The sequence below is a fragment of the Winogradskyella sp. genome, assembly GCF_016744625.1.
Taxonomy (GTDB): Bacteria; Bacteroidota; Bacteroidia; order Flavobacteriales; family Flavobacteriaceae; genus Winogradskyella.
On sequence record NZ_JADGDZ010000007.1, the window covers coordinates 75,736 to 88,304 of the forward strand.

Annotated in this window: 10 protein-coding genes and 1 tRNA gene; 4 read left to right on the forward strand and 7 right to left on the reverse strand. The window is 32.4% G+C overall.

Features of this window, described 5'->3' with window-relative positions; translation table 11 throughout:
- Positions 1 to 20: 20 nt before the first annotated feature.
- From QZZ53_RS03160 to QZZ53_RS03185, 6 genes are all read right to left on the reverse strand, one after another.
- The gene (locus tag QZZ53_RS03160; protein WP_296381388.1) at positions 21 to 965 is read right to left on the reverse strand and encodes an alpha/beta fold hydrolase; all 945 of its coding nucleotides are present in this window, start codon (positions 963 to 965) and stop codon (positions 21 to 23) included.
- A gap of 27 nt (positions 966 to 992) precedes the next feature.
- On the reverse strand, positions 993 to 3,116 hold the full coding sequence (gene scpA / locus QZZ53_RS03165; protein ID WP_296381390.1) for a methylmalonyl-CoA mutase: 2,124 nt from the start codon (positions 3,114 to 3,116) through the stop codon (positions 993 to 995).
- A gap of 48 nt (positions 3,117 to 3,164) precedes the next feature.
- Positions 3,165 to 4,553: a methylmalonyl-CoA mutase subunit beta gene (locus QZZ53_RS03170; protein ID WP_296381392.1), complete on the reverse strand. Its 1,389-nt coding sequence runs from the start codon at positions 4,551 to 4,553 to the stop codon at positions 3,165 to 3,167.
- The gene (locus QZZ53_RS03175) at positions 4,546 to 4,872 is read right to left on the reverse strand and encodes a septum formation initiator family protein (protein WP_296381394.1); all 327 of its coding nucleotides are present in this window, start codon (positions 4,870 to 4,872) and stop codon (positions 4,546 to 4,548) included. Before QZZ53_RS03175 ends, QZZ53_RS03170 begins: the two co-directional genes overlap by 8 nt.
- Complete coding sequence (gene udk, locus QZZ53_RS03180; RefSeq protein WP_296381396.1) at positions 4,872 to 5,477, reverse strand: uridine kinase; 606 nt, start codon at positions 5,475 to 5,477, stop codon at positions 4,872 to 4,874. The genes QZZ53_RS03175 and udk overlap by 1 nt, the downstream gene beginning before the upstream one ends.
- Before the next feature lie 263 nt (positions 5,478 to 5,740).
- A complete protein-coding gene (locus QZZ53_RS03185) occupies positions 5,741 to 6,841 on the reverse strand; it encodes a PQQ-dependent sugar dehydrogenase (RefSeq protein ID WP_296381398.1) in 1,101 nt (366 codons plus the stop codon).
- A 103-nt stretch (positions 6,842 to 6,944) separates the two neighbouring features.
- Here QZZ53_RS03185 and QZZ53_RS03190 point away from each other — a divergent pair.
- Both QZZ53_RS03190 and QZZ53_RS03195 read left to right on the forward strand, forming a co-directional pair.
- Positions 6,945 to 7,019: transfer RNA gene (locus QZZ53_RS03190), tRNA-Pro, on the forward strand.
- Between the two features lie 222 nt (positions 7,020 to 7,241).
- Positions 7,242 to 8,486, forward strand: a complete 1,245-nt coding sequence (locus QZZ53_RS03195; RefSeq protein WP_296381400.1) for a site-specific integrase — start codon at positions 7,242 to 7,244, stop codon at positions 8,484 to 8,486.
- A 94-nt stretch (positions 8,487 to 8,580) separates the two neighbouring features.
- On the opposite strand, the gene QZZ53_RS03200 is transcribed toward QZZ53_RS03195, so the two are convergent.
- Positions 8,581 to 9,693 carry a LytTR family transcriptional regulator gene (locus QZZ53_RS03200; protein ID WP_296381402.1) on the reverse strand — a complete coding sequence of 371 codons (1,113 nt, stop codon included), beginning with the start codon at positions 9,691 to 9,693 and terminating at the stop codon, positions 8,581 to 8,583.
- Between the two features lie 217 nt (positions 9,694 to 9,910).
- On the opposite strand from QZZ53_RS03200, the gene QZZ53_RS03205 reads away from it, so the two are divergent.
- The gene (locus QZZ53_RS03205; protein ID WP_296381404.1) at positions 9,911 to 11,503 is read left to right on the forward strand and encodes a hypothetical protein; all 1,593 of its coding nucleotides are present in this window, start codon (positions 9,911 to 9,913) and stop codon (positions 11,501 to 11,503) included.
- A 68-nt stretch (positions 11,504 to 11,571) separates the two neighbouring features.
- Complete coding sequence (locus QZZ53_RS03210; RefSeq protein ID WP_296381407.1) at positions 11,572 to 12,525, forward strand: cytochrome P460 family protein; 954 nt, start codon at positions 11,572 to 11,574, stop codon at positions 12,523 to 12,525.
- Positions 12,526 to 12,569 lie beyond the last annotated feature (44 nt).

Below are 12,569 nucleotides of genomic sequence, written 5' to 3' on the forward strand. Positions count from 1 at the left end.
AAGGAATAATATTATTTTAACTAAATTTTTAGTTGAATATTGTTTTGATTATTTATGAATTTCAAAACCTTGTTAAAATATTCTTCACCACCAACTTGCCAAACGTTTAAATGATTAGCGGATTTTATTTCAACAAATTCTTTTTTTGAGCTCTTTATTTTTGAGAAATTAGCTTTTCCGTATTTTATATTAATTCTTTTATCATTATTACCATGAACAATTAAAATAGGTTGATTAATAGTTTCGCAATATTTAATTGGTTTAGCATCGTTAGCATTAAATTCTGCAATGCTTCCAGCTCTATTAGCTAAATAATTTGAAAAAGGCGAGAAACTAAAACCAGCATGCAAATCGAAATAATCATTTACGATAATCTTAAAATCTGTGAATGTACTTTCAATAATTCCGAATTCAATTCGCTTATCATAGCCCATAGCTTGTAATGCGACTGCACCTCCTAAGGACTGTCCCCAAATTCCAATATGATTTATGTTCTCTTTTTCAGATAGATAGTCTATTACATATTGAATGTCTTTTTTTTCATTAACACCGAAAGTGCAGAACTGACCTTCACTTTTACCATGAGCTCTTAAATCTAATGCTACAGAATTGAATCCATTTTTGGATAGTAAAGAGCTTAAGTCAATAAAATGTTCTTTGCTAGAGCGAATTCCATGTAATAGTATAATAGTAGTTTTTGTAGAATCTAAGCTAGAATAGGTGAGTCGTGCTGAAATCCTTATGCCATCAAACGACTTGATTGAAAGCTCTTTTCTTTTAAGTGAATTGCTGTTATTTTCTGCAAGTTCAACTTTAACGTTTTTATTTCGTTTTATTAAACCAACAACAGGGTTTCTTATTTCTGAAATTAATCTAGGGACAAAGAAATGAATAAGTAATAAGCCAATTGCTATTAGAGTTAGAAAACTACATTTTAAAAACTTGATTCTTTTTTTGTTAGTCATTGATTAGATGTTCTCTAGTGTAATAATCTAATCAATCAAAATCTCCAAAATCTGAATCGCAGCTTCACTAATCTTAGTGCCTGGTCCAAAGACAGCAACTGCTCCAGCATCAAATAAATATTGGTAATCTTGTTTTGGGATCACACCACCTACAATAACCATAATATCGTCTCTGCCATAAGCTTTGAGTTCTTCAATAACTTGTGGTACTAAAGTTTTATGTCCTGCTGCAAGAGAAGACACACCCAAAATGTGTACATCATTTTCAACCGCTTGTTTTGCCGCTTCTTTAGGTGTTTGAAATAATGGTCCAATATCTACGTCAAAACCAACATCTGCATAACCTGTTGCCACAACTTTTGCACCTCTGTCGTGACCATCTTGCCCCATTTTAGCAATCATAATACGAGGTCTGCGACCATCTTGCTCTGCAAATTGGTCAGCTAATTCTCTTGCTTTTTGAAAGCTCTTGTCATCTTTTATTTCTTTACTGTACACTCCTGAAAATGATTTTATTTGTGCTTTGTGTCGTCCAAATTCGGCTTCAAGAGCATCACTTATTTCTCCTAAGGTTGCTCGTTTTCTCGCTGCATCTACTGCTAAAGCTAGTAAATTATCTTTACCAGTTTTAGCAGATTCCGTTAATTTTGCCAGAGCTCTAGTCGTAGCATCATTATCACGACTCGCTTTTATACTGTCTAAACGTTCTATTTGTTGATTGCGAACGGTTTGGTTGTCAACTTCTAAAGTCGCAATCGGATCTTCTTCGTCTAATCTATATTTGTTAACTCCAACGATAATATCTTGGTTAGAATCTATACGTGCTTGCTTACGTGCCGCAGCTTCTTCAATTCGTAATTTCGGAATTCCTGCTTCAATAGCTTTAGTCATTCCACCTAATTCTTCAACTTCTTCTATAAGTTGCCAAGCTTTTTGAGCAATATCATCTGTTAGTTTTTCAACATAATAGCTTCCTGCCCAGGGATCTACTGTTTTTGTGATTTGTGTTTCTTCTTGTAAATAGATTTGTGTGTTTCTTGCTATACGTGCCGAGAAATCTGTTGGTAAGGCAATTGCTTCGTCTAAAGCATTGGTGTGTAAACTTTGTGTGCCTCCAAATGCAGCAGCAGATGCTTCGATACATGTTCTTGCAACATTATTAAATGGATCTTGTTCTGTTAAACTCCAGCCAGAAGTTTGGCAATGTGTTCTTAGTGCTAATGACTTTTGATTTTTAGGATTGAATTGCTTTACCAATTTTGCCCAAAGCATTCGAGCTGCACGCATTTTAGCAATTTCCATAAAATGATTCATACCAATAGCCCAAAAGAAAGATAGGCGAGGAGCAAAGGTGTCTATATCCATACCTGCATCTAAGCCTTTTCTAATATACTCTATTCCATCAGCCAAAGTGTAAGCTAATTCAATATCGCAAGTTGCTCCTGCTTCTTGCATATGGTATCCAGAAATACTGATGCTATTAAATTTTGGCATGTTCTTACTCGTATATTCGAAAATATCTGAGATAATCTTCATCGATGGAGTAGGTGGATAGATATATGTATTACGCACCATAAACTCTTTTAGGATATCATTTTGAATGGTGCCAGCCAATAGTTCTGGTTGTACTCCTTGTTCTTCTGCTGCTACGATGTAAAAGGCCATGATTGGTAATACAGCACCATTCATTGTCATAGAAACTGACATTTTATCTAAAGGAATCTGGTCAAACAGAATTTTCATGTCTTCAACCGAATCAATTGCAACTCCAGCTTTACCAACATCTCCAACCACGCGTTCGTGATCAGAATCATAACCTCTATGTGTTGCTAAATCGAAAGCGACGGATAATCCTTTTTGTCCTGCTGCAAGATTTCGTCTGTAAAAAGCGTTGCTTTCTTCTGCTGTTGAAAAGCCAGCATATTGTCTAATTGTCCAAGGCCTGCGAACGTACATTGTTGAGTATGGGCCACGAAGATTTGGTGCGATTCCTGCAACAAAATCCAAGTGCTCTAAGTCTTTGATATCGTCTTTAGAATAGGTTGATTTTATATCAATACCTTCGGCTGTTAAAAACGCATTATTTGCTTTAGATTGAGATGCTCTAATTTCTTGATTTAGCTTTATGTGTTGAAGATTTTTTCTTGACATTGTAAATGTGTTTTAAGTGTAAAAAACTATCATAGGTTTTATCTATACTTAGTTTTTCTCTTCGCTTAACCTTTTGATTTCCAATTTTTCAGATAATCTTTTCTGAATAATTGGTTGAATCAAAGTTTTGCGCTTTTCGATTTTTAAAAATGGACTAATTTCTAAGTCGTTTTTCATTTTATCGGCTAAATTTGGATGTTTATTTGTGCCTAAAAGCACTAATTTTTCAGCATCAAAATCAGCCTGTTCTTTAGCTGCACTTTCTTTAATTTTCCGTTGAATTGTACCTTCTTTAAGTTGCTGTAAAAAGCCTCCATTAGCTTCAATATTTTTGAAGAGTTCTAATGCTTTTTTAGATAATTGCTCTGTTAAGTTTTCAATATAATAAGCTCCATCTGAAGGATTATTTACCTTATCAAAATAGCTTTCTTGTTTTAAAACTAATAACTGATTTCTTGAAATTCGATCTCCGAATTCATTAGAATTATGATACAAAGCATCGTAAGGTAAATTGCAAATTGTATTTGCGCCACCAAGGATAGCACTCATGCATTCTGTGGTTGTACGTAGTAAATTGACGTTGTAGTCGTAAATGGTTTTATTTCGTTTGCTTGGTGTGGCAATGATTCTACATTCTGTATTGACTCCATATTCTGAAGCTAAGGTTGCCCATAATTGTCGTAATGCTCTTAGTTTAGCTATTTCGAAGAAGTAGTTAGAACCAATTGATACGTTGAAGGTTACTTGAAGAGATTGCTTCTCTTCACTCGCGATGACGTTATCGAGGTGGTTTAGGTGTTCATTGGCATGTGCCAAGCCATATGCTAATTGTTGTATAATTGTTGCGCCAGCGTTTTGATACAAGGCTATGTCAACGCTTAATTGATTTGTAGATTTTACAATAGCTTCAAACCTTATGTGGTCCTCTTTGAGGTTGCTGAACCAATTGCCTGTTTTGGCTAAGTTACCAATGATGTCAGTATTTAAAGTTATGTAAGGCTTCTCGACTGCGCTCGAAGTGACAGCAGTTAGATTTGTTACCAGATCTTCTGAAAGGAAATCGCATTTAATTTCAATTGGTATTTGTTCTAAATCAATATTTCTAAATAAGTCTTCAACAGAAATAGTTTCAGATTTAATATGAAATAAAATACTTTCTGCTCCACGTTCAATTGCGTTAATAGCTTTTAGATTGGCCTCTTTTGCGTTAGAAACAGTAATAGATTGGCAAATTTTCCATTCGGTCGCTTTGGTATTTGAAATTTCTGGTAAAGTTTCAAACTCGTCTGAATGATAAAAGGGTTTGACGTCAATACCTTCATTATTTTTCCAGATTAATGTATCATTATAATCTGCACCTTTTAAATCTACTTGAATTTTTTGTTTCCAAGCTTTTGAAGTTAGACCTTCAAAATCGTTAAATAAAGATTTACTCATCTTGTTTTTGTTTAGAGATACTGTCTTCGTATTCTATTATGTATATATCTTCGTTAGCCTTTTTCATGTAGTAAGTTTCACGTGCTGTGCGTTCAATGCCTTCTTCAGTACTTAACTCTTTAATAGCTTTTCCATCTTTTGCCATTTCATTTCTGTAATGGTCTTTTTGATATTCTAATTCTTCAATATCTGAATTTAATTCGTGATGAAATAACCACGAATGTGCATCAAAAAATAACATCCAAACCACAAAGACAATAAGAACAAGTAGATAAATGTTCTTAAACGGTTTTAGATATTTATTGTTCCAGATGCTCATTACAGACGTTCATTAATTATTGTTTTAACGATATCTACAGCAACTGTGTTGTATTTGTTATTCGGAATAATAAGATCAGCGTATTCTTTCATCGGTTCAATAAATTGCTGATGCATTGGTTTTAATGTGGTTTGGTATCTAGTTAAAACTTCGTTTATATCGCGGCCACGTTCAGTAATATCACGTTTTAAACGACGAATTAAGCGTTCATCTGAATCTGCATGAACGAATATTTTTATATCGAAAAGATCTCTGATTTCTGCATGAGACAGGATTAATATCCCTTCTACAATCATTACCTTTCTTGGTTTTGTGTTAATAGTATCTCCTGTACGATTATGTTTCACAAAAGAATATACAGGTTGATCTATTGAATTCCCTTTTTTAAGTTCTTTAAGGTGATTTTCTAGCAGTTCAAAATCGATAGAACGTGGATGGTCAAAGTTAATTTTAACACGCTCATCGTAACTTAAATGCGACGTGTCTTTGTAATAAGAGTCTTGTGAAATTACTCCAACTTCACCTTCAGGCAATTCGTTTAAAATTGTATTAACAACGGTTGTCTTTCCGCATCCAGTTCCACCTGCAATTCCTATTATAAGCATGTCTTAATTTTGATTTAGTTGAGTCTTACAAAGTTAATTATTTAATACCATTTTCTATCTTAAAATCATACTATAAAATTGCTTCTTTTTATTAGATATTTCAAAATAAAAAACAACTGTAACTATTACTATGCTTATGTTTTGTTTTAGATGAAACAAAAACAGTTACTTTTTATTGTAGTAATTTCAGGGCAAAAATGATATAGCTTTAAAATGAATCTAAATAATTTAGAAAGTCTATCTGATGTCTCAAATTGATTTCGTTATTGTTTTATAAGTTTTACGATGCCTAAATTTTCTATTCCTACGTAAATATAACCATCAGGTCCTTGCTCTACACACCTTACTCTGCCTAAACCATCAAGTAATTTCTCTTCTTTAATGACTTTATTATCTTTTAGTGTACACATGTCCAAATATTGAAACTTTAAAGACCCAATCAAAAGATTTCCATTCCAATCTCCATATTTATCGCTGTTTATAAATGCCATTCCGCTAGGTGCGATGGATGGATCCCAATAATGAAGTGGTTGTTCCATGCCTTCTTTCTCAGTAATTTCTGTGAATTTTGAACCACTATAATTCACGCCATAGCTAATTACAGGCCAACCATAGTTTTTGCCACCTTTTATAATATTTATTTCATCACCACCTCTTGGACCATGCTCGTGTGTCCAAATTTCTTTTGTTTTAGGGTGAAGCGTCATGCCTTGTGGATTTCTGTGACCATATGAGTAGATCGCTTTCTTTGCACTAGGTTCATCTACAAAAGGATTGTTTTTTGGAATTGAACCATCATCGTTAAGACGATATACTTTCCCACAATCTCTTATGATATCCTGAGGATTCACCTCTCTATTGCCACGTTCTCCAATAGTAAAGAATAAGTAACCTTCTTTATCAAAAACGAGACGTGATCCGAAATGTTGACCTCTTTTTGTGTTTGGTGTTGCTTTGTATAGAACTTCTAAGTCAGTTAACCTATTGCTATTAAGTTTGGCTCTTGCGATAGCTGTATTTCCACCTTGACCTTCACCTTTGGAGGATACATAAGAGAAATATATCCAACCATTCTCTTTATAATTTGGATGTAAAATGATATCCATTAGGCCACCTTGTCCTCGAAGATAAATTTCTGGTAAGCCAGTTATGGTTGTTTTTTTTCCGCTTTTAAAATGAATGAGTTCTCCAGCTTTCTCATTTATTAACATAGAACCATCCGGAAGAAAGGTAAAACCCCAAGGAATATTTAAGTCTGATACAATAACTTCGTAACTATTCTCGGTATTTATAGGATTTTTATCTTGGGCACAAGTTAAGATGCATATAAGGATTAAACAGAGAAAAGGAAGTTTAAATTTCATACCAAAAATGGCTTAAATAAATTAGTTTTTAAAGTTAAAGAAATGTTGTTGGAATAGAAAGAAAAACTCTATATTTGCAGTCCGAAAAAGATAACTCAAAATTCGGGGTGTAGCGTAGCCCGGTTATCGCGCCACGTTTGGGACGTGGAGGCCGCAGGTTCGAATCCTGCCACCCCGACAATAAGCCATACAAATGGTATTAAAAACCTTGTAAATCTATTGATTTACAAGGTTTTATTGTTTTTACGATATCATAGAATTTGATAACGTTTGATTCAGTTCGGTTAACAATTCGGTTAACAGTTTGTAAAACACAAAAAGTGTTAACCGAATTTACCTTGATACTGATTAGTTGATTTGACTTTCGTCTTTAACAAAATTTAATTTAAAGACAATAGCTATGAAGTCACAAAACACATTTGCTACACTCTTTTGGGTGTCTAGCACTAGAATTAAAAATGGGCAAGTATCAGTTTATGTCCGTATTACAGTTAATGGTAAGCGAGTAAATATTAGCCTTAAAAGAAAGGTTGCTCTATCTGAGTGGAATTCTTCAAAGGGAAGAGCTCGTGGCACCAAACAAGAATCTAGATTACTTAATAGATATTTGGACCAAGTTCAAAGCAGAATTTTTGAATCTTACGAACAACTACGTGCAGAAAAAGAATTAATCTCGGCGCAAACTATCAAAGCACGGTTTTTAGGAGAAGACGATAACGAATATTCTTTATTGACCTTAGTTGATTATCATAACACTCAAATGTCTGAAACTTTAAGCTATGGTACACTAAAAAATTACTTCACAACTCAGAAATACATAAAGCAATTTCTACAAGAGAAAAGAAAAAAAGATGACATTTATTTATCGAAGCTCACATTTCGTTTTGTTGTAGATTTTGAAAAGTTTTTGAGAGCTCATGTTCCGGAAGATCATCAAAAACCTATGGGGAATAATACTGTTATGAAGCACATACAAAGATTGCGAAAAATGGTAACATTATCGTATAAGATGGAATGGATAGACAAAGATCCTTTTATTAGATTCAAACCTAGTTATATAAGAAATGATAGAGAGTTTTTAAGGCAAGATGAATTAAATTCAATTGAGGAAAAACAATTTGATATCGAGCGTCTACAAATAGTAAAAGACCTTTTCGTATTTAGTTGCTATACTGAACTTTCATATATTGATGTAATGCAATTAACAGAAGAAAATATTCAGTTAGGAATTGATGGTAATAAATGGGTAATAACTAATCGCCAAAAAACAGATAAAAAAGTTCGTATTCCTTTACTTGAAAAAGCTGAAGAAATTATAAATAAATATGAAGGGCATATTAAAGCAAAATCTTCTGGTACACTTTTTCCAGTTATCTCAAATCAAAAACTAAATAGTTATTTAAAAGAACTGGCTGACATAAGTGGTGTAAAAAAGAATCTAACCTTTCATATGGCCAGACATACTTTTGCAACTACAATAACTTTAAGTAATGGTGTTCCAATTGAAACTGTTTCGAAACTCTTAGGACATACTAAAATTGCTACAACTCAAATTTACGCTAGAGTTATTGAAAGAAAAGTGAGTGATGACATGGAACATTTAAGGGGGAAGTTATTGATTTCAAAGAAAAGAAATAGCGTATAAGTTTAAAAGAGAAATAAGTATTCTTTACAGGTATAGCTTTGTGTTTATGCATTTGGTAAATTAAGATATAAAATATCTGTTTATGGAGGAGATATTATTTATTTAGCCATGATTTAAACTCTGCTGCTTTATTCTTACTGATAATAATATTCACATCAGTTTTAGGTAAAACATCTATTTTTAATTGACTATTTCCATATCTTATAATTTTGTCAATAGCATTTATTGATAAAATATATTGTCTGTTGGCCCTGAAAAACAATGTTTTATTCAAACAATTATATAGTTCATCAAGACTACTATTACTTGTTGATTTTTTTCCATCTAAGGTAATTACATAAGTAATTGTGTTTTCTGTATAGATATAAGCTATTTGTTCAATTAAAAGGGGTAATAATTCATCTCTAGAATAGGTAAGTATTCTATGCTTATCAGAACTCTCATTCTCAGTTGAGTTTATAGATTCTTCAGATTTAATTTTGGTTTTATAATTTACTAAATCGAGATTTAATTTAGAAAGGCTTAATACTTCGTCTGAAAGTTCTTCATTCTTTAGCTCTAATTTGTTTTCATAACTACTTCCGATTAGTCTTACTGTGAAGAATGAAAGAATAACAATTAAGGTACCGGTTATTGCATATACCAAGATAAATTTTTTCTTTAATTCACTAACCTGTTCTTTAATTTTATGTGTGTTAGCGTGAGCAGCAACAATCCAATCAGTATTCTTAACAGGGTATACATATATGATTTCAGATTCTCTATTTTCTTCACTAAAAGTCCTAATTCCCCCACCTTCTTTCTTATTTTTTAAATAATAATAAAAATCTTTTGAGGTTGCATCATCCGTTATTGTTGAAATAAAAGATTCTTCAGGTGCTGCATATTTTCCAATTCTTTCAATATTTGGATGACAAATCTCTTTTCCAGACCAATCAAACATGCATATGAAACCTGTTTCATTGTCAGTGTTTTCTATACTTTTTTGTATGTTATTAATAACAATATTTTCAGGAATACCATTGTTTAATTGAGATGAAATCATAAAAGAAAACTCTTTAGCTTCTCTTTTGCTAGATTCCATTTGTATCTCTAACAGTTGTTCAGAATTTACATCAATAAGATAGTTCATACTATAATAACCAACTAAGTAAACTATAAAAAGTAAAGATGTAAAAGTGAATAGGTAAAGCTTATCTTTTTTCATTCTTAGAAAATTAAATTGTAATAATTCCTTCTTTTACAAATTTAGCTATTCATAATAAACCAATTGTTATCAAAAACTATTATTTCAATAATTTTTCAACTCTTTTTTTTCCTTTTCACCTCTTGATTTTTCCTTTTAAGAAAGGTTTATAGTGTCGGTGTTGTATGTAATTGCTTGATTTGTCGAAGATTTTAAAAACAATTAACATTAAAAGAAAATGAAAAAAATTATTACAAAAGGTGCCTTCTTTTTTATGGCATTAACGGTTTTACTACAAAGTTGTAGTAGTGATGATGATAACAATTATGTTGATCCAGAACCAAGTGGATCAACAGTTCAGTTATCAAATAATTCTACATTAGGAAGTATTTTGACAGACTCAGAGGGTAAGAGTCTGTATTTCTTTTCAAAAGATACTAAAGATACTTCAGAATGCTTAGGAGGGTGTGTAGATATTTGGCCGATTTTTTATTCTGAAAACCTGACTGTAGGAAATGGATTAAATGCAACAGATTTTGCAACTATTACACGTGCTGATGGTGAATTGCAAACAACTTACAAGGGATGGCCATTATATTATTTTGCAAATGACAATGTAGCTGGAGACACAAATGGAGAAGATGTAAATAATATCTGGTACGTAGCCAAACCAGATTACTCATTAATGTACGCAAAAGCTCAATTAGTAGGTCATGATGGTAATAATTACACAAGTAATTATACAGTAGGTGATGAAGAGACAAGTTATATTGTAGATGTTGATGGTAAAACACTATACACTTTTATCAATGATACAAACAATATCAACAATTTTACAAATCCAGACTTTTCAAATAATGGTGTATGGCCAATAGCGGAGATAGCATTAGACCAAATTCCAAGTGTTTTAGATAATGCTGATTTTGGTACTATCGATGTTTATGGTAGAACTCAATTAACCTATAAAGGTTGGCCATTATATTATTTTGGACAAGATGCAGAGCGTGGTGATAATAAAGGGATTAGTTTTCCAGCACCAGGTGTTTGGCCAATTGCTAATGTAAATACTACCTCAGCACCTACACCTGTTCCACCAACAGTTCAGTTATCAAATGATACGACATTGGGAAGTATTTTAACAGATTCAGATGGTAATACACTTTATTTCTTCTCAAAAGACACTAAAGATACATCAGAATGTTTGGGAGGATGTGTAGATATTTGGCCAATATTTTACTCAGATGATTTAGTAGTAGGCTCAGGTTTAAATGCAGCAGATTTTGCTACCATTACACGTACGGATGGCGAATTGCAAACAACTTACAAGGGATGGCCATTATATTATTTTGCAAATGATAACACTGCAGGTGACACTAACGGAGAAAATGTAAATAATATATGGTACGTAGCCAAACCAGATTACTCACTAATGTATGTAAAAGCTCAATTAATAGGTCATGATGGTAATAATTATACAAGTAATTATACAGTTGGTGATGAAGAAACAAGTTATATCGTTGATATAGATGGGGAAACATTGTATACGTTCATCAATGATACAAACAATACCAATAATTTCACTAACCCAGACTTTTCAAATAATGGTGTGTGGCCAATAGCAGAGATAACATTAGACCAAATACCAAGTATTTTAAACAATAGTGATTTTGGTACTATCGATGTTTATGGTAGAACTCAATTAACCTATAAAGGTTGGCCATTATATTATTTCGGTCAAGATGCAGTTCGAGGCGATAATAAAGGGGTTAGTTTTCCGGCACCAGGTGTATGGCCAATTGCTAATGTGAATACTACTACAGCACCAAATTAGATTAATAGCAGTTTTATTTTGAGTGATAATTATAAAAACATTTAATGCATACAATGCAATATATAAATATGAAGAAATTATTGATAGGTATAATATTGATTATCACAATCATAATAATTGGATATCAATTTAGAGAAGTGATTCCTAACCCTGAGGTGACTTCTGATTTCACAGAAACTTCAACAGAAGTAAAGGAAATCATCAGGACTTCATGTTATGATTGTCACTCAAATGAAACTAAAATATCTTTTTACAATAAGATTCCTTTTATAGCTGAAATGGTAAGAAAGGATGTCATAGAGGGAAGGATAAAACTAAATTTTTCCGAATGGGATAAATATTCAGAAAAAGAAAAGAAAACTATTCTTTATAAAATCTTAACCAAGGTTAAAAAGAATATAATGCCACCTAAAAGCTATTCATTTATGCATCCTGAAGCAGAAATTGATGAAAAAGAATTAGCAGCTCTCGAAACATACATTAAAGGTCTAGATAACGATTTAGATATAAAGGACTCTGGTGTGAACGAATTAGATTTCAAAAACGATTATAATAAATGGGTAGATAACCAAGAGAAAAAGAAAATAGTCAAAAATGCACCAAACGGTATTGAATTCCCTAATGATTATAGAAGTTGGCAAGTAGTAAGTAGCTCTTTTCGAAAAGATCATAATTCTTTACGTGTAATTTTAGGTAATGATATTGCAATAAAAGCCATTAAAGAAAACAAAATAAATCCATGGCCAGATGGTGCTATTTTAGGAAAAGTTGTTTGGAACCAAAGATCAGATGAAAATTGGGAAGCTGCTGTAGTGCCTTCTTCGTTTATTCATGCAGAGTTTATGTTTAAAGATTCAAATAAATATAAAAATACTAAAGGCTGGGGTTGGGCAAGATGGGTTGATCAGGAATTGAAACCTTTTGGTAAAGATTCAAATTTCTCTCAAAGCTGTATCGAATGTCATAACCCAGTAAAAGATAGGGATTATGTATTTACCACACCTTCTATTTTTCCCTTATAAAGAATGGTTGATTAGTAGTTTGTTAATTGTTAACAGGGGGATAT